Below are 17,350 nucleotides of genomic sequence, written 5' to 3' on the forward strand. Positions count from 1 at the left end.
CGTCCGCCCGCCGCGCGCCCGCGCGGCGGGGGCGACGCCGGCGGGGGGGGGGGGGGGGGGGGGGCGCCCCGCGCGGGCGGGGGGGGGGGCGCCGCCCCCCCCCCCCCCCCCCCGCCGGTCCGCCTCGCGTCAGTCCACCTCGGCCACGGCCTCCGCGAACTGGGCCTGGTAGAGCCGGGCGTAGGCGCCGTCGGCGGCGATCAGTTCGTCGTGCGAGCCCTGCTCGACGATCGAGCCGTTCTCCATCACCAGGATCACGTCGGCGTCCCGGATGGTGGAGAGCCGGTGGGCGATCACGAAGCTGGTGCGGCCGGTGCGCAGCCGGGCCATGGCCCGCTGGATGAGCACCTCGGTACGGGTGTCGACGGAGCTGGTCGCCTCGTCCAGGACCAGGATGGACGGCTGGGCGAGGAAGGCGCGGGCGATGGTGATGAGCTGCTTCTCGCCGGCGCTGACGTTGGCGCCCTCGTCGTCGATGACGGTGTCGTAGCCGTCCGGGAGGGTGCGCACGAAGCGGTCGACGTGGGCGGCCTTGGCGGCTTCGACGACCTGTTCGTGGGTGGCGCCGCGGGCTCCGTAGGCGATGTTGTCGGCGATGGAGCCGCCGAACAGCCAGGTGTCCTGGAGGACCATGCCGATGCCGGAGCGCAGGTCCTCGCGGGACATCGCGGAGATGTCGACGCCGTCGAGGGTGATCCGTCCGGAGCTGACCTCGTAGAACCGCATCAGCAGGTTGACCAGGGTGGTCTTGCCGGCGCCGGTGGGGCCGACGATGGCGACCGTGTGGCCGGGTTCGACCTTGAGCGAGAGGTCCTCGATGAGCGGCTTGTCGGGGTCGTAGCGGAAGGAGACGTCCTGGAAGGCGACCCGGCCGTGCACGGCGTCGGGCTTCTCGGGAACGGCGGGTTCGGCGCTCTGCTCGGGGGCGTCGAGGAGTTCGAAGACGCGCTCGGCGGAGGCGACGCCGGACTGGACCAGGTTGGCCATGCTGGCGACCTGGGTGAGCGGCTGGCTGAACTGCCGGGAGTACTGGATGAACGCCTGCACGTCGCCGATGGACAGGGCGCCGCCGGCGACCCGCAGACCGCCGACGACGGCGACCAGCACGTACTGCAGGTTGCCGATCAGCATCATCGCGGGCTGGATGATCCCGGAGATGAACTGGGCCTTGTAACTGGCTTCGTACAGGGCCTCGTTGTGCTCGCGAAAGGTTTCGGCGGCCTCGCGCTGGCGGCCGAAGACCTTGACCAGGGTGTGGCCGGTGTACATCTCCTCGATGTGGGCGTTGAGCTGGCCGGTGGACTTCCACTGCTGGACGAACTGGGGCTGCGCCCTCTTGCCGACCTTGGTGGCGACGACCACCGAGACCGGCACGGAGACCAGGGCGATCACGGCGAGCAGCGGGGAGATCCAGAACATCATGGCCAGCACGCCGACCACGGTGAGCAGCGAGTTGACGACCTGTCCCATGGTCTGCTGCATGGACTGGCCGATGTTGTCGATGTCGTTGGTGACCCGGCTGAGGACTTCGCCGCGCGGCTGCTTGTCGAAGTAGCTGAGCGGCAGCCGGGCGAGCTTGGCCTCGACGTCCTGGCGCAGCCGGTAGCTGGCGAGCTGGATGGCCTTGGTGGCCAGGCGGCCCTGGAAGACTCCGAAGACGGCGGAGGCGACGTAGATGCCGAGCACCCAGAGCAGGACGGTGCCGATGGCGCCGAAGTCCATGCCCTGGCCGGGGGTGAAGTCGACGGCGGAGAGCAGGTCGGCGACGCCGCCCTGGCCGTGGGCGCGCAGTCCGTCGATGACCTGGGCCTTGGAGGTGCCGGGTGCGAAGCGGGCGCCGACGACGCCGGCGAAGATCAGGTCGGTGGCGTTGCCGAGGATCTTGGGGCCGATGACGGCGCAGCCGATGCCGAGCACGCCGAGGAGCAGGACGCCGACGAGGATGTTGCGTTCGGGGCGCAGCAGGCCGAGGACGCGCTTGCCGGAGCCCTTGAAGTCCATGGACTTCTCGGCGCCCTGGCCGCCCATGAAGCGGCCGGGGCCGGCGGGGCCGCGGCGGGCGGCGGCGGCCTGGGAGTCGGTGGTCAGTCCGCCGGCGGCCTTGGCCGGGGCGGCCGGTGCCGGGCCGGGTTTGGTCAGATCGGCTTTCGCGGTGTCCGCGGTGTCCGCGGTGGGGCTTCCGGGGCTGGTCACGCCGCCTCCTGCTCGGTGAGCTGGGAGAGCACGATCTCCCGGTACGTCGGGTTGTCGGCCATCAGTTCGCGGTGGGTGCCGGTGCCGACGACGGCGCCCTCGTCGAGGACGACGATCCGGTCGGCGTCGCGGATGGTGGACACGCGCTGGGCGACGATCAGGACGGTGGCGTCGGAGGTCTCGCGGGAGAGGGCCTTGCGCAGTCTGGCGTCGGTGGCGTAGTCGAGTGCGGAGAAGGAGTCGTCGAAGAGGTAGACGGAGGGCTTGCGCACGAGGGCGCGGGCGATGGCGAGGCGTTGGCGCTGGCCGCCGGAGACGTTGCTGCCGCCCTGGGCGATGGGGGCGTCGAGGCCTTCGGGGAGCTTTTCGACGAAGTCCTTGGCCTGGGCGATCTCCAGGGCGTGCCAGAGGTCCTCGTCGGTGGCGTCGGGCCGGCCGTAGCGGAGGTTGCTGGCGACGGTGCCGGTGAACAGGTAGGGCTTCTGGGGGACGATGCCGACGTTGTCGGCGATCGTGTCGGCGCCGAGCTCGCGGACGTCGATGCCGTCGAGCAGGACCTGGCCGGAGGTGGCGTCGAAGAGCCGGGGGACGAGGCCGAGGAGGGTGGACTTGCCGCTGCCGGTGGAGCCGATGATGGCGGTGGTCTCGCCGGGGCGGGCGGTGAGGTCGATGCCGCGCAGGACGGAGGCCTCGGCACCGGGGTAGCGGAAGTCGACGGCGCGCAGTTCGAGGTTGCCGCGGCGGGGGACCTCGGTGGTGGGCGTGGCGGGCGGGACGACGCTGGACTCGGTGCCGAGGACTTCCTGGACGCGTTCGGCGCAGACCTCGGCGCGGGGCACCATCATGAACATGAAGGTGGCCATCATGACGCTCATCAGGATCTGCATCAGGTAGGAGAGGAAGGCGGTGAGCGCGCCGATCTCCATGGCACCGCTGTCGATGCGGTGGGCGCCGAACCAGAGGACGGCGACGCTGGAGACGTTCACGACGAGCATGACGGCGGGGAACATGACGGCCATCAGCCGGCCGACGTGGCGGGCGACGTCGGTGAGGTCCTCGTTGGCGGTGGCGAAGCGGGCCTGTTCCTGGCCGTCCTTGACGAAGGCGCGGATGACCCGGATGCCGGTGATCTGTTCGCGCAGGACCCGGTTCACGGTGTCGATCCGTTCCTGCATGCTGCGGAACTGCGGGCGCAGCGCGCGGACCAGGAGGACGACGACGACGGCGAGGGCGGGGATGACGGCGAGCAGCAGGCCGGACAGCGGGACGTCCTGGTTGAGCGCCATGATGATGCCGCCGACGCACATGATCGGTGCGGCGACCATGAGCGTGAAGCTCATCAGGGCGAGCATCTGGATCTGCTGGACGTCGTTGGTGGTGCGGGTGATCAGGGAGGGGGCGCCGAACTGGCCGACCTCGCGGGCGGAGAAGCTCTGCACCCGGTCGAAGACGGCGGCGCGGACGTCCCGGCCGAAGGCCATGGCGACGCGGGAGCCGATGAGGACGGCGCCGATGGAGCAGAGCGCCTGGAGGACGGTCACGCCGATCATCACCCCGCCGACTCGCAGGATGTAGCCGGTGTCGCCCTTGACCACGCCGTCGTCGATGATGTCGGCGTTGAGCGTCGGCAGGTAGAGCGCCGCGAGGGTGGACACCAGCTGGAGGAGCACCAGCAGGGTGATCGGTCGGGAGTAGGGGCGCAGGTACGCCCTCAGCAGTCTGATCAGCACTTGCACACTCTTGTCGTCGCCGGTCGGGTTCGCACCCCAATTCTCGTTCTTCTGTAGCGTCGTACAGGCCATTCGGCGTGTGGGAACCGGGGGTTTGCCGGGCTTTTGCCGAACCGTCCGGCAGTTCGCTCGTTGGTTTCCACGCGGGCCGCGTCCGTCGGCGCGGCGTGGTCACCGGTGCCGTCGGGGCGTGCCGTCCGGCTTCGCCCCCTTACGGAATGACCGGTTTCCCCCTAGGCTGCTGGTTGCCCCCTTGTTACCGACCGGTACCGTCCAGGTGAACCCGGGGCCCGGTGACCGCCCCCACGGCCGCCGAGACAATCCCTCAGACGGCCACCCGCCCCCGGAGGTCCTCGTTGAGTTCCGCGCAGTCCTTGATCGACTCCGGCAGGCCCGACCTCGTCGCCGGGCGTCCCGCATCCGTCGCCCACCTGTTCCTGGAGCGGGTCGCCGCGACCCCGAACGGCGAGGCCTACCGCTACCCCGCCCCGGTCGACGAGCAGGCCGCCGACGGCGCGCCCGGCGCGGAGCAGTGGCGCTCGCTGACCTGGGCGCAGACCGCGACCAGGGTCAAGGCGGTGGCCGCCGGTCTGATGGCGCTCGGCATCCAGCCGGAGGACCGGGTCGCCCTGGCGTCGTCCACCCGGCTCGAATGGGTCCTCGCGGACCTCGGCGCCATGTGCGCGGGCGCCGCGATCACGACCGTCTACCCGAGCACCAACGAGGACGAGACCGCCTTCATCCTGTCCGACTCGGGCTCCCGGGCGCTGTTCGCGGAGAACGCCGCCCAGCTGGCCAAGGCCGCCGCGCAGCTGGAGAAGCTGCCCGAGCTGCGCACCGTCGTCCTGTTCGACGCCCCCGACGAGGCCCCCGACGCGGCCGGCCTCGACGTGCTCACCCTCGCCGAGCTGGAACGGCGCGGCACCGAGTACCTGGCGGAGCACCCGGACGCGGTCGAGAAGGCCGTCGAGGGGCTGGGCAAGGAACAGCTGGCCACCCTGATCTACACCTCCGGCACCACCGGCCGCCCCAAGGGCGTGCGACTGGTGCACGACTGCTGGGCGTACGAGGGCCGGGCGCAGGAGGCCAGTGGGCTGCTGCGCTCCGACGACGTGCAGTTCATGTGGCTGCCGCTGTCGCACGTCTTCGGCAAGACGCTGATCTCGGGGCAGATCGCCACCGGCCACGTGATGGCGCTGGACGGCCGGGTGGACCGGATCATCCACAACCTGCCGGTGATCCGGCCGACCATCATGGCCTCGGCGCCGCGCATCTTCGAGAAGGTCTACAACGGCATCGCGGGCAAGGCCCGTGCCGAGGGCGGCGCCAAGTACAAGATCTTCCTGTGGGCGGCCAAGGTCGCCCGCGAGCACGCCCGGGCCGTCCAGGAGAGCCGCGTCGCCACCGGCACCGGCACCGCCCCGTTCGGGCTGCGGGTGCAGCACTCGCTGGCCGACAAGCTGGTGTACGCGAAGATCCGGGCGGCCTTCGGCGGGCGGCTGCGCGGCGCGGTCTCCGGCAGCGCCGCCCTCGCCCCCGAGATCGGCTACTTCTTCCTCGGCGCGGGCGTGCCGATCCTGGAGGGCTACGGCCTCAGTGAGACCAGCGCCGGCTCCTGCGTGAACCGCGAGGAGGACGTGCGGATCGGCACGGTGGGCCGCGCGCTGCCCGGCACCGAGGTGCGGATCGCCGAGGACGGCGAGATCCTGCTGCGCGGCCCGGGCATCATGCGCGGCTACCACAACCTGCCGGAGAAGACCGCGGAGGTGCTGGAGCCGGACGGCTGGTTCCACACCGAGGACATCGGCGAGCTCAGCCCGGACGGCTTCCTGCGGATCACCGACCGCAAGAAGGACCTGTTCAAGACCTCCGGCGGCAAGTACGTGGCGCCCAGCGAGGTCGAGGGCAAGTTCAAGGCGGTCTGCCCGTTCGTCAGCAACATCCTGGTGATCGGCAACGGCCGCAACTACTGCACCGCGCTGATCGGCCTGGACGAGGCGGTCCTCATGCCGTGGGCCGCCGAGCACGGCCTGGCGGGCAGGTCCTACGCCGAGCTGGCCGCCGAGCCGGCCGTCCACGAGCTGATCGAGGGCTTCGTGAAGCGGCTCAACGCGGGGCTGCAGCGCTGGCAGACGATCAAGAGGTTCCACCTGCTGCCGCGCGACCTCGACATCGAGCACGGCGAGCTCACCCCGAGCCTGAAGATCAAGCGCCCGGTGGTGGAGCGGACCTACGCCGACGCCGTGACCGCGATGTACGCGGGCGCCAACGAGGCCTGACCCACCCCGTCCCCGTACGGTCCGCGCGTGCGCCGCGGACCGTACGGGAGTTCTGCGGGCCGTACGGGACAATGGGGGCATGCCCTCCGCACTCCCCGACGGCGAACCCGTGCCGTCCGACGGTTCCCTGCCCGCGCACGCCCTCGCCGGGCTCGGCAGCCGGCCGTTCGGCTTCTACCTGCACGTGCCGTACTGCGCCAGCCGCTGCGGCTACTGCGACTTCAACACCTACACCGCCACCGAGCTGCGCTCCTCCGGGGCCGTCGCCTCCCAGGAGACGTACGCCGACAACGTGGTCGCCGAGGTCCGGCTGGCCCGGCGGGTGCTCGGGGACGCGGAACTGCCGGTGCGCACCGTCTTCCTCGGCGGCGGCACCCCCACCCTGCTGCCCGCCCGCGACCTGGTGAAGATGCTCGCCGCGATCCGCGACGAGTTCGGGCTCGCCCCGGACGCGGAGGTCACCACCGAGGCCAACCCGGAGTCCGTCGACCCGGCGTACCTGGCCGAGCTGCGCGAGGGCGGCTACAACCGGATCTCCTTCGGCATGCAGAGCGCCCGGCCCCACGTGCTGAGCCTGCTCGACCGCCACCACACCCCGGGCCGCCCCGAGGCCTGCGTCGCCGAGGCCCGCGAGGCCGGTTTCGAGCACGTCAACCTGGACCTGATCTACGGCACCCCGGGCGAGTCCGACGACGACTGGCGGGCCTCCCTGGACGCGGCGATCGGCGCCGGACCGGACCACGTCTCCGCGTACTCCCTGATCGTCGAGGAGGGCACCAAGCTCGCCGCCCGGGTCAAGCGCGGCGAACTGCCGATGATCGACGACGACGTGCACGCCGACCGCTACCTCATCGCCGAGCAGGCGCTCTCCGCCGCCGGGTACCGGTGGTACGAGGTCTCCAACTGGGCCACCACCCCCGAGGGCCGCTGCCGCCACAACGAGCTCTACTGGACCGGCGCCGACTGGTGGGGCGCAGGCCCCGGCGCGCACAGCCACGTCGGCGGCGTCCGCTGGTGGAACGCCAAGCACCCGGCCGCCTACGCGCAGGCCCTCGCCGAGGGCCGCACCCCGGCGCTGGGCCGCGAGGTCCTGGCGGACGAGGACCGCCGCGTCGAACGCGTCCTGCTGGAGCTGCGCCTGGTCGAGGGCGTCGCCCTCGACCTGCTCACCGACACCGGCCGGAAGGCCGCCGACCGGGCCCTTGCCGACGGCCTGCTCGCCGAGGAGCCCTACCGGCGGGGCCGCGCCGCCCTCACCCTCCGGGGGAGGTTGCTGGCCGACGGGGTCGTGCGTGACCTCGTGGACTGACGTTCGTTGACGTGGTGTCAGCCGTCGGAGGGAGCGCGCAATGACCGCCATCGATGGCCGGATGACGGGGATCTTCGAGAGCCTGGAGGCTCCGGAGGGCGTCAAGGCCGAGCTCATCCGGGGGGAAATCGTGATGACGGCCGGGCCGGACACGGTCCACAACCTCATCGTCTCCGCGATTCAGCACCAGACTCCCTACGCACGGTTCCGGGCGCTGCAGACACCCAGGATCTGATCATCTCCGGCGAGGCCGGCGAACCCCAGCCGGATCTGGTCGTCTTCGAGCGGGGTGTCGTCCCGGAGGCGGGCCGTCTGCTGCCCGCCTCCGCGGTGACCGTGGCGGTCGAGGTGGTTTCCAGGACCAGCGTGCACCGGGACTACCGGACCAAGCGCGAGATGTACGCCCAGGGCGGGATCCCGGCGTACCTCATCGTCGACCCGCTGAGGGGCGTGTGCGTGCTCCTCACGGATCCGACCACTGACACGGCTTCCGGTGTCCCCGTGTACTGGGCCGAACGGACCAGCAAGTTCGGCGATCCGATCGAGGTCGACGTGCTCGGCGTCACGCTCGACACCTCGGAGTTCCGGATCTACGCCTGATCCGGCAGCGTCACGAAGTCGATCAGTTCCTCGACCCGGCCCAGCAGTTCGGGCTCCAGGTCCTTGTAGCTGTCCACGCCGGACAGGATCCGCTTCCACGCCGCCGGGGTGTCGACCGGCCAGCCCAGGCGGCGGCAAGTGCCCTCCTTCCAGTCCTCGCCGCGGGGGACGGCGGGCCAGCCGGGGATGCCGACGGAGGAGGGCTTCACGGCCTGCCAGACGTCGATGTAGGGGTGGCCGACGACCAGGACGGACTCCCCGGTGACCTGCGCGGCGATGCGGTGCTCCTTCGTTCCGGGGAGCAGGTGGTCGACCAGGACGCCGAGGCGGCGGCCGGGGCCGGGGGCGAAGTCGGCGACGATCGCGGGCAGGTCGTCGATGCCGCGCAGGTACTCCACCACGACGCCCTCGATCCGCAGGTCGTCGCCCCAGACCCGCTCGACCAGCTCGGCGTCGTGCCGGCCCTCGACGTAGATCCGCGACTCCCGGGCGACCCGGGCGCGGGCGCCGGGCACGGCGACCGAGCCGGAGGCGGTGCGGCCGGGCGTGCGGGGCGCCGCGGGGGCGGCGGGACGGACCAGGGTGACCACCGAGCCCTCCAGCAGGAAGCCGCGCGGCACCAGCGGGAACACCCGGTGCTTGCCGAAGCGGTCCTCCAGGGTGACGGTGAACCCCTCGGCGGTCTTCTCACAGCGCACCACGGCCCCGCAGAAGCCGGTCGCCGCCTCCTCGACCACCAGGTCCCGCTCGGCGGGCACCTCCGGGGCGGGGGTCTGCTTCTTCCACGGTGGGGTCAGGTCGGGTCCGTACTGGCGGCTGCGCATACGGGTGATCATAGGGAGGGCGGACGGTGCGTCAGAGGCCCGGCGCGCCCCAGACCGGGAACCAGCGGCTCAGGTCCTTCTCCAGCCGCAGGTCGTTCCCCAGCATCGCGTTGACCTGCAGTTCCAGCGGGCTGTTGCGCTTCTCCCCGCCGCCGGGCATCGGGGCGAACGGGTAGAAGGTGCCGCGCTTGTAGAGGTAGACCAGGGCCAGCGACTGCCCCTGCGCGTCGCGGAAGCCGACCAGCGAACAGAGCAGCTGCGGCCCGAAGCCGTTCGCCTCCAGTTCGCTGTTGACCGCGTGCAGGTCGTTCACCAGCTCCGGCAGCTCCCCGGGGGAGTGCCGGGCGAGCAGCCACGAGTAGCCGTAGTCGTCCTTGGAGGCCTCCACCGGGACGCCGCCGCGCTCGGTGTCGGCGTCCAGCAGCGCCCGCACCTGCTGCTCCACCTGGACGAAGGCCGCGCCCTCGACGGCCGCGAAGCAGACCGAGCCGAGCCCGGTGGGCAGGAAGCCGGTGGCGGCCTCCAGGGTGAGCGCGGCGGACGGCACGCCGAACAGCTGGTCGAGGTCGGGCTTGACGGGCTTGGTGCGGCCGAACAGGGCGTCCAGGATTCCCACGGCGGTCCTTTCGTGTGCTCGGACGGTCAGCGGCCGAGCTGCTCGGAGATCTTCGCCAGCTGCGCCAGCCGCGTCTCCAGCGTCGGGTGGGTGGAGAACAGCTGCGAGGCCGTCTCCCGGGCGCTCAGCGCGGGCGCGAAGTAGAAGGCGTTGTAGGGCTGCGACTTGCGCAGGTCCTCGGTGGGGATGGCGGAGATCTGCCCGGTCACCTTGGTGAGCGCCGAGGCGAGCGCGCTGGGCCGGCCGGTGAGCTGGGCGGCGGCGCGGTCGGCGGCCAGCTCGCGGTAGCGGGACAGCAGCCGGGTGAGCAGGAAGCTGATCGCGTAGACGACCATCGAGACCAGCGGGATGATCAGCGCCAGGATCGCCGTGTTCTGGTCGTTGTTGTTGCGGCCGCCGCCCATGAACCCGCCGTACACGGCGATCCTGGTCATCGCGCCGGCGAGCACGCCGAGGAAGCCGGCGATCGTCATCACCGCGACGTCCCGGTGGGCGACGTGGGACAGCTCGTGCGCGAGGACGCCCTCCAGTTCCTCGGGCTCCAGCCGGCGCAGCAGGCCGGTGGTGACGCAGACCACCGCGTTCTGCGGGTTGCGGCCGGTGGCGAAGGCGTTGGGCATGTCGTTGTCGGCGACCGCCACGCGGGGTTTGGGCATGTCGGCCAGCGCGCAGAGCCGGTCGATCGTGCCGTGCAGTTGGGGGAAGTCCTCCGGGGACACCTGGTGGGCTCCCATGGCCCGTTCGGTGATCTTGTCACTGAACCAGAACTGGGCCACGAACAGCCCGCCGGAGATCAGGACGATCAGCGGCCATGCGCCGCGCAGCAGCGCGATCAGCAGGCCGGTGAAACCGACGTACAGCAGCCCGATCACGAACATCGTGGCGACCATGCGGCCGGTCAGGCCGCGGTCGGGCGCGAAACGGGTGTGCTGGCCCGAGCTCGACATCGCTTGCTCCTCCATTCGCCGTCGCTTTCGATGCTGCCACCCGGACGGCCGCGAGGCACCACCCCCGCGCCGGGAAGCGTGAACGCTCCCCGTCCCGCGGGCCGTACCCGGAACTGCGGGCAGGATCACTCCGGTCCGGCCGTTCCTGCCGTAGGACCCGGGCCTTACACTGGCAGGTACGGTTCTGGCACTCGCGCGTTCAGAGTGCCAGGACCGGGGCCTCCCGGAGCGGCCCGCAGCACTCAGGGACACAGACGGACAACGTGCGAAGACGGAGGTGCGTGCCCCATGGCCGGAGAGGTCCGCCAGCTGGACGACCGCAAGCTCGCCGTGCTCCGCGCGATCGTGCAGGACTACGTGGGCACCGAGGAGCCGGTCGGGTCCAAGGCCCTCGTGGAGCGGCACAATCTCGGGGTCTCGCCGGCGACGGTCCGCAACGACATGGCGGCGCTGGAGGAGGAGGGCTACATCCACCAGCCGCACACCAGCGCCGGCCGCATCCCGACCGACAAGGGGTACCGCCTCTTCGTCGACCGGCTCGCCGAGGTCAAGCCGATGAGCGCCCCCGAGCGCCGGGCGATCCGGCACTTCCTGGACGGCGCGGTCGACCTGGACGACGTGGTCGCGCGCACCGTGCGGCTGCTCGCCCAGCTGACCCGGCAGGTCGCGGTCGTCCAGTACCCGTCGCTGACGCGTTCGACCGTCCGGCACATCGAGCTGGTGGCGCTGGCCCCGGCCAAGGTGATGCTGGTGCTGATCACCAACACCGGCCGGGTCGAGCAGCGGATGGTCGACTGCCCGGGTACGGTCGGCGAGACGGTCCTGGCGGACCTGCGGACCGCGCTGAACGGCAGAGCGGCCGGCCGCCTCCTCCCGGACGTCCCGGGGCTGCTGGAGGAACTCCCGGCGATGTTCGAGCAGGCCGACCGGCCGACCGTCAGCACGGTCCTGGCGACCCTGTTCGAGACGCTCGCGGAACAGAACGAGGAACGGATCATGCTGGCCGGCACGGCCAATCTGACCCGCTTCGGCCACGACTTCCCCCTCACCATCCAGCCGGTGCTGGAGGCCCTGGAGGAGCAGGTCATCCTGCTCCGCCTCCTGGGTGAGACCAATGACGCCGCGATGACGGTCCGGATCGGGCGGGAGAACGCCTACGAAGGGCTGATTTCCACCTCGGTCGTGTCGGTCGGTTACGGTTCGGGCGACGAGAGCGTGGCCAAACTGGGTGTGATCGGTCCGACCCGGATGGACTACCCGGGCACAATGGGGGCGGTGCGGGCGGTGGCGCGGTACGTGGGTCAGATCCTGGCCGAGTCGTAGCAAACAGCCGTCGGACATCCTGACGGCGTCCAGTCGCAGCACTACTACAGGCGGAACAAGCGGAGCATTTGGTGGCCACGGACTACTACGCGGTACTCGGCGTCCGACGGGATGCGGGGCAGGACGAGATCAAGAAGGCGTTCCGGCGCCTGGCACGCGAACTGCACCCGGACGTCAACCCGGACCCGAAGACGCAGGAGCGGTTCAAGGAGATCAACGCCGCCTACGAGGTGCTCTCCGACCCGCAGAAGCGCCAGGTCTACGACCTCGGCGGCGACCCGCTGTCCCCGGGCGGGGGCGGCGCTGGCGGCTTCGGCGCGGGCGCGGCGGGCTTCGGCTTCTCCGACATCATGGACGCCTTCTTCGGCGCCGCGGCCGGCCAGCGCGGCCCGCGCTCGCGCACCCGCCGCGGCCAGGACGCCATGATCCGGCTGGAGATCACCCTGGAGGAGGCCGCGTTCGGCACCACCAAGGAGCTCCAGGTCGACACCGCCGTCACCTGCACCACGTGCAGCGGCGAGGGCGCGGCCCCCGGCACCTCCGCCCAGACCTGCGACATGTGCCGCGGCAAGGGCGAGGTCTCCCAGGTCACCCGGTCCTTCCTGGGCCAGGTCATGACCTCCCGCCCCTGCCCGCAGTGCCAGGGCTTCGGCACCGTCGTGCCGACCCCGTGCCCGGAGTGCGCCGGCGACGGCCGGGTCCGCGCCCGTCGCACCCTGACCGTCAAGATCCCGGCCGGTGTCGACAACGGCACCCGGATCCAGCTGGCCGGCGAGGGCGAGGTCGGCCCCGGCGGCGGCCCGGCCGGCGACCTGTACGTCGAGATCGCCGAGTCCGCCCACGCGATCTTCCAGCGGCGCGGCGACGACCTGCACTGCACCGTCACCATCCCGATGACGGCTGCCTCGCTCGGCACCCAGGTGCCGCTGCAGACCCTGGACGGCCTGGAGGAGGTCGACATCCGGCCCGGCACCCAGTCCGGCCAGTCGATCCCGCTGCACGGCCGCGGCATCACCCACCTGCGCGGGGGCGGCCGGGGCGACCTGATAGTGCACGTCGAGGTGAAGACGCCCACCAAGCTCGACCCCGAGCAGGAGGAGCTGCTGCGCCGCCTGGCGGTGCTGCGCGGCGAGGAGCGGCCCTCCGGCCAGTTCGCGCCCGGCCAGCAGGGCCTGTTCTCCCGGCTGAAGGACGCCTTCAACGGCCGGTAGCCGTCGCGCGGGGGTGCCGGGGGCCGACCCCGGCACCCCTTTCGCGTGCCCCCGCCGGTTCCCCCTCCCGCCCCAGGCCCCGCCCCGGAAAGGTGCCCCCGCATGACCGCGCCCGTCTTCGTCGTCGAGACCGAACGGATCGCCGCCGCCGCGCCCGGCGCGCTGGTGCGCCTGGACGGCCCGGAGGGGCGGCACGCGGCCGCGGTGAAGCGCCTGGAGGCCGGTGAGGCGGTGACCCTCGCCGACGGACGGGGGCTCGGCGTGGACGGAACGGTCGCCGCGGTGCACGGCAAGGACGCGATCGACGTCGCGGTCGCCGCGGTGCGGCGCGAGCCGGAGCCCGCGCCGCGGATCGTCGTCGTCCAGGCGCTGCCGAAGGGCGACCGCGGCGAACTGGCCGTGGAGACCATGACCGAGGTCGGCGTGGACGTGGTGATCCCCTGGGCGGCCTCCCGCTGCATCACCCAGTGGAAGGGCGAGCGCGGCGCCAAGGCGCTCGCCAAATGGCGGGCCACCGCCCGGGAGGCGGGCAAGCAGTCCCGTCGGCTGCGCTTCCCCGAGGTGCGCGACCCGATGACCACCAGGCAGCTGGCACCGGTGCTCGCCGGGGCCGCGTTCGCCGCCGTGCTGCACGAGGAGGGCGCCGAACCGCTGGCGCACGCCGCGCTGCCCGCCGCCGGCGACCTCGTGCTCGTCGTCGGCCCGGAGGGCGGGGTGTCCCCGGAGGAACTGGCCGCGTTCGCCGACGCGGGAGCGAAGCCGTACCGGCTGGGCCCCTCGGTGCTGCGCACCTCCACCGCCGGGGTGGCCGCCGGCGCGCTGCTGCTGGGACGCACCGGCCGCTGGGCGTAGCCCGCCGTACTACGGTCCCGCGGCCGGGTCCAGCGGGCTCGCCCGAGTGGCCCGACTCTGCCGAAAAGCCCGGCGGCTCGTACGCGTACGTGCCTACCCTGGCCGCGTGACGGACTCCCTGAGCACCCCCGCGGGCGCCTACCTGCGCCACCCCCACCTGCACGGCGACCTGGTCACCTTCGTCGCCGAGAACGACCTCTGGCTCGCCCCGCTGGAGGGCGGCCGGGCCTGGCGGCTGACGGCCGACCACCTGCCGGTCCACGACCCCCGGTTCTCCCCGGACGGGCGGCACATCGCCTTCACCTCCACCCGGGACGGCGCGCCCGAGGTGCACGTGGTGCCGGTGGACGGCGGCCCGTCCCGCCGGCTCACCCACTGGGGCAGTGGCCAGACCCGGGTCCAGGGCTGGACGGCCGACGGCCGCCCGATCGCCACCACCACCGCCGGCCAGGCCACCCCGCGCCGCACCTGGGCGCACGCCGTGCCGCCGGACGGCGGCGAGCCCGCGCGACTGCCGTACGGGCCGGTCGGCGGGATCGCCTTCGAGCCGGGCGGCGACCGGGTGCTGCTGGCCAGCGCCGCGATCCGCGAACCGGCCTGGTGGAAGCGCTACCGGGGCGGCCGGGCGGGCAAGCTGTGGCTGGGCCGGGAGGAGTTCGCCCGGGTCCACGAGGAGCTGGACGGGCAGCTGTCCTCGCCCCTGTGGGTGGCCGGCGGGGACGGCGGCCGCATCGCCTTCCTGTCCGACCACGAGGGCGTCGCCGAACTGTGGTCCAGCCTCCCGGACGGCACCGACCTGCGCCGCCACACCACCGGCACGGACGGCTTCTACGCCCGCAACGCCGCCACCGACGGCACCCGGGTGGTGTTCCACCGGGCCGGTGACGTCTGGCTGCTGGACGACCTGGCCGGCGCCGAGCCGCGCCGCCTGGACATCCGGCTGGCCGGCCCGCGCAGCGGCCGCCGCCCCCGCCCGGTGCCCGCCGCGCACTGGCTGGAGTCCGTCGCCCCCGACCGCACCGGCCGGGCCAGCGCCGTCGTGGTGCGCGGCAGCGTGCACTGGCTGACCCACCGCGAGGGCCCGGCCCGGGTGCTGGACGAGACGCCGGGCGTGCGCGGGCGCCTGGTGCGGGTGGTGCCGGGCGAGGACGGCTCCCAGGGCGTGCTCTGGGTGTCCGACGCCGAGGGCGAGGACGCCCTGGAGTTCGCGCCCGCCGTGCACGGCGCCGAGCGCCGCCGGCTGGCCGCCGGGCAGCTCGGCCGGGTCAACGCGCTGGCGGTCTCCCCGGACGGCAAGCAGGCCGCGCTCGGCGTGCACGACGGCCGGGTGCTGCTGGTGGCGCTCGCCGACGGCACCGTGCACGAGCTGGACCGCAGCACCGACGGCGAGGTCAGCGGGCTGGTCTTCAGCCCGGACTCGGCCTGGCTGGCCTGGTCGCGGCCGGTGCCGGGGCTGGGCCCGTACTCGCTGCGCCAGATCGTGCTGGCCAACCTGGCCACCCGCACCGTGAGCGAGGCCACCCAGCAGCGCTTCATCGACACCTCGCCGGCCTTCACCGCGGACGGCCGCTACCTGGCGTTCCTGTCGGTGCGCAACTTCGACCCGGTCTACGACTCGCACGTCTTCGACCTGTCGTTCCCCAACGGCTGCCGCCCGTACCTGATCACGCTGGCGGCCGACACGCCGTCCCCGTTCGGCCCGCAGCGGGCCGGGCGCCCGCTCGGCGGGGAGGAGGACGAGCCGCGGGCCAAGAAGGCCGACGGTGAGGAGGGCGGCGGCGACGCCGCACCGGTGACCAGGGTGGACCTGGACGGCATCGCCGACCGGATCGTCCCGTTCCCGGTCGAGGGCGGCCTGTTCGGCACCCTGCGGGCCGCCAAGGACGGCCTGCTGTGGACCAGGGTCCCGCTGCTCGGCGAACTCGGCGACGAGGCGGCCTCCCTGGAGGACGATCGGCCCCGGCCGGTGCTGGAGCGCTTCGACCTGAAGAAGCGCCGGGCCGAGCAACTGGTGCACGACGTCGACGGTTTCGCGGTCAGCGGGGACGGCAGCCGGGTCGCCGTGCTGGACGAGGGCGAGCTGCGGATCGTCCCGGCCGACCACAAGGCGGCCGGCGAGGACGACGAGACCGCCGTGGACCTCGCCCGGCTGCGGGTCACCGTCGACCCGGCCGCCGAGTGGCGGCAGATGTTCGCCGAGAACGGCCGGCTGATGCGGGACAACTTCTGGCGCCCCGACCTGGCCGGCGTGGACTGGGCCGGCGTCCTGGAGCGCTACCGGTCGCTGGTCGAGCGGGTGGGCTCGCACGACGACCTGGTGGACCTGCTCTGGGAGGTGCACGGCGAACTCGGCACCTCGCACGCCTACGTCGTCCCGTACGGCGCGCACACCGAGCCCGCCCGGCGCCAGGGGCTGCTCGGCGCGGACCTCGTGAAGGAGGGCGGGCAGTGGCTGATCGCCCGGATCCTGCCCGGCGAGTCCTCCGACCCGCGGGCCCGTTCGCCGCTGGCCGCCCCCGGTGCGGCGATCCGCCCGGGCGACGCGGTCCTCGCGGTCAACGGCCGTCCGGTGGACCCGGTCACCGGCCCGGCCCCGCTGCTGGCCGGCACCGCCGGGCAGCCGGTCGAGCTGACCGTGGCCGGCAAGGACGGCACCGACCGGCGCCACCCGGTGGTCGTCCCGCTCGCCGACGAGGAGGCGCTGCGCTACCACGACTGGGTGGCCGGGCGGCGGGCCGCGGTGCGCGAACTGGCGGGCGGGCGGCTCGGCTACCTGCACGTCCCCGACATGCAGACCACCGGCTGGGCCCAGATCCACCGCGACCTGCGCTCGGAGATGGCCAAGGAGGGCGTGATCGTCGACATCCGGGAGAACCGCGGCGGCCACACCTCCCAGCTGGTGATCGAGAAGCTCGCCCGCCGGATCGTCGGCTGGAACGTCAGCCGGGACACCGACAGCCCGGTGCCCTACCCCGGCGACGCCCCGCGCGGGCCGGTCGTCGCGCTCGCCGACCAGGACTCCGGCTCGGACGGCGACATCGTCAACGCCGCCATCCAGGCGCTGGGGATCGGCCCCGTCGTCGGCACCCGCACCTGGGGCGGGGTGATCGGCATCGACAGCCGCTACCGGCTGGTCGACGGCACCCTGGTCACCCAGCCCAAGTACGCGTTCTGGCTGGACAACTACGGCTGGGGCGTGGAGAACCACGGCGTCGACCCGGACGTCGAGGTGCCGATCGCCCCGCACCACTGGGCGGCCGGCGAGGACCCGCAGCTCGCCGAGGGGGTCCGGCTCGCCCTGGCCGCGCTCGCCGAGAGCCCGGCCCGCACGGCGCCGCCGCTGCCCTGGCGGTAGCGACCGGGGAGGGGGGGGCGGGGCCGGGGCCCCAAGCGCCCGCGCCCGGGGGGGGGTGTGTGGGGGGGGGTGGGGCTGGGGGCCCGCGACGCCCCCGGGCGGGGGGGCCCC

General features: G+C 73.0%; 13 protein-coding genes. 8 read left to right on the forward strand and 5 right to left on the reverse strand.

Going from position 1 to position 17,350, the window contains the following annotated elements; genetic code table 11:
• Window positions 1-129: 129 nt before the first annotated feature.
• Together ACFV0O_RS30850 and ACFV0O_RS30855 are read right to left on the reverse strand one after the other, a co-directional pair.
• Window positions 130-2,028, reverse strand: a complete 1,899-nt coding sequence (locus ACFV0O_RS30850; protein WP_380347024.1) for an ABC transporter ATP-binding protein — start codon at window positions 2,026-2,028, stop codon at window positions 130-132.
• 161 nt (window positions 2,029-2,189) lie between these two features.
• A complete protein-coding gene (locus tag ACFV0O_RS30855) occupies window positions 2,190-3,923 on the reverse strand; it encodes an ABC transporter ATP-binding protein (protein WP_380346991.1) in 1,734 nt (577 codons plus the stop codon).
• A gap of 356 nt (window positions 3,924-4,279) precedes the next feature.
• Here ACFV0O_RS30855 and ACFV0O_RS30860 point away from each other — a divergent pair, with 356 nt between their 5' ends.
• The 4 genes from ACFV0O_RS30860 to ACFV0O_RS30875 all read left to right on the forward strand — a co-directional run bounded on the left by ACFV0O_RS30860 (window position 4,280) and on the right by ACFV0O_RS30875 (window position 8,111).
• The gene (locus ACFV0O_RS30860) at window positions 4,280-6,202 is read left to right on the forward strand and encodes an AMP-dependent synthetase/ligase (RefSeq protein ID WP_380346993.1); all 1,923 of its coding nucleotides are present in this window, start codon (window positions 4,280-4,282) and stop codon (window positions 6,200-6,202) included.
• 79 nt (window positions 6,203-6,281) lie between these two features.
• Entirely contained in the window at window positions 6,282-7,511 is a 1,230-nt protein-coding gene (gene hemW, locus ACFV0O_RS30865) for a radical SAM family heme chaperone HemW (protein WP_380346994.1), read from the forward strand.
• 40 nt (window positions 7,512-7,551) lie between these two features.
• Entirely contained in the window at window positions 7,552-7,746 is a 195-nt protein-coding gene (locus ACFV0O_RS30870; protein WP_380347029.1) for a hypothetical protein, read from the forward strand.
• 35 nt (window positions 7,747-7,781) lie between these two features.
• The gene (locus tag ACFV0O_RS30875; protein ID WP_380347026.1) at window positions 7,782-8,111 is read left to right on the forward strand and encodes a Uma2 family endonuclease; all 330 of its coding nucleotides are present in this window, start codon (window positions 7,782-7,784) and stop codon (window positions 8,109-8,111) included.
• Here ACFV0O_RS30875 and ACFV0O_RS30880 read toward each other — a convergent pair.
• Genes ACFV0O_RS30880 through htpX form a run of 3 tightly spaced genes read right to left on the reverse strand, consistent with a single transcriptional unit; the run spans window position 8,102 to window position 10,498 of the window.
• On the reverse strand, window positions 8,102-8,935 hold the full coding sequence (locus tag ACFV0O_RS30880; RefSeq protein ID WP_380346996.1) for a DUF3097 domain-containing protein: 834 nt from the start codon (window positions 8,933-8,935) through the stop codon (window positions 8,102-8,104). The two genes, ACFV0O_RS30875 and ACFV0O_RS30880, sit on opposite strands and share 10 nt — an antisense overlap.
• 31 nt (window positions 8,936-8,966) lie before the next feature.
• The gene (locus tag ACFV0O_RS30885; protein ID WP_380346998.1) at window positions 8,967-9,551 is read right to left on the reverse strand and encodes a hypothetical protein; all 585 of its coding nucleotides are present in this window, start codon (window positions 9,549-9,551) and stop codon (window positions 8,967-8,969) included.
• Window positions 9,552-9,577: 26 nt separating this feature from the next.
• The gene (htpX, locus tag ACFV0O_RS30890) at window positions 9,578-10,498 is read right to left on the reverse strand and encodes a zinc metalloprotease HtpX (protein ID WP_380347000.1); all 921 of its coding nucleotides are present in this window, start codon (window positions 10,496-10,498) and stop codon (window positions 9,578-9,580) included.
• 288 nt (window positions 10,499-10,786) lie between these two features.
• Between htpX and hrcA the strand changes: the two genes are divergently transcribed.
• From hrcA to ACFV0O_RS30910, 4 genes are all read left to right on the forward strand, one after another.
• The gene (gene hrcA, locus ACFV0O_RS30895) at window positions 10,787-11,821 is read left to right on the forward strand and encodes a heat-inducible transcriptional repressor HrcA (RefSeq protein WP_380347001.1); all 1,035 of its coding nucleotides are present in this window, start codon (window positions 10,787-10,789) and stop codon (window positions 11,819-11,821) included.
• A gap of 71 nt (window positions 11,822-11,892) precedes the next feature.
• Window positions 11,893-13,032: a molecular chaperone DnaJ gene (gene dnaJ / locus ACFV0O_RS30900; RefSeq protein ID WP_360248710.1), complete on the forward strand. Its 1,140-nt coding sequence runs from the start codon at window positions 11,893-11,895 to the stop codon at window positions 13,030-13,032.
• Between the two features lie 102 nt (window positions 13,033-13,134).
• Entirely contained in the window at window positions 13,135-13,884 is a 750-nt protein-coding gene (locus ACFV0O_RS30905) for a 16S rRNA (uracil(1498)-N(3))-methyltransferase (RefSeq protein ID WP_380347002.1), read from the forward strand.
• A 106-nt stretch (window positions 13,885-13,990) separates the two neighbouring features.
• A complete protein-coding gene (locus tag ACFV0O_RS30910; protein WP_380347004.1) occupies window positions 13,991-17,239 on the forward strand; it encodes a S41 family peptidase in 3,249 nt (1,082 codons plus the stop codon).
• Window positions 17,240-17,350: the final 111 nt, after the last annotated feature.

The sequence above is a fragment of the Kitasatospora sp. NPDC059577 genome (assembly GCF_042735475.1).
GTDB lineage: Bacteria > Actinomycetota > Actinomycetes > Streptomycetales > Streptomycetaceae > Kitasatospora.

What these genes read in the sequence shown, in the direction of transcription:
- ACFV0O_RS30880 (WP_380346996.1), bottom strand. Translation starts at nt 8,935, where the DNA reads ATGCGCAGCCGCCAGTACGGACCCGACCTGACCCCACCGTGGAAGAAG.
- htpX (WP_380347000.1), bottom strand. Translation starts at nt 10,498, where the DNA reads ATGTCGAGCTCGGGCCAGCACACCCGTTTCGCGCCCGACCGCGGCCTG.
- hemW (WP_380346994.1), top strand. Translation starts at nt 6,282, where the DNA reads ATGCCCTCCGCACTCCCCGACGGCGAACCCGTGCCGTCCGACGGTTCC.
- ACFV0O_RS30870 (WP_380347029.1), top strand. Translation starts at nt 7,552, where the DNA reads ATGACCGCCATCGATGGCCGGATGACGGGGATCTTCGAGAGCCTGGAG.
- hrcA (WP_380347001.1), top strand. Translation starts at nt 10,787, where the DNA reads ATGGCCGGAGAGGTCCGCCAGCTGGACGACCGCAAGCTCGCCGTGCTC.
- ACFV0O_RS30850 (WP_380347024.1), bottom strand. Translation starts at nt 2,028, where the DNA reads ATGGGCGGCCAGGGCGCCGAGAAGTCCATGGACTTCAAGGGCTCCGGC.
- ACFV0O_RS30905 (WP_380347002.1), top strand. Translation starts at nt 13,135, where the DNA reads ATGACCGCGCCCGTCTTCGTCGTCGAGACCGAACGGATCGCCGCCGCC.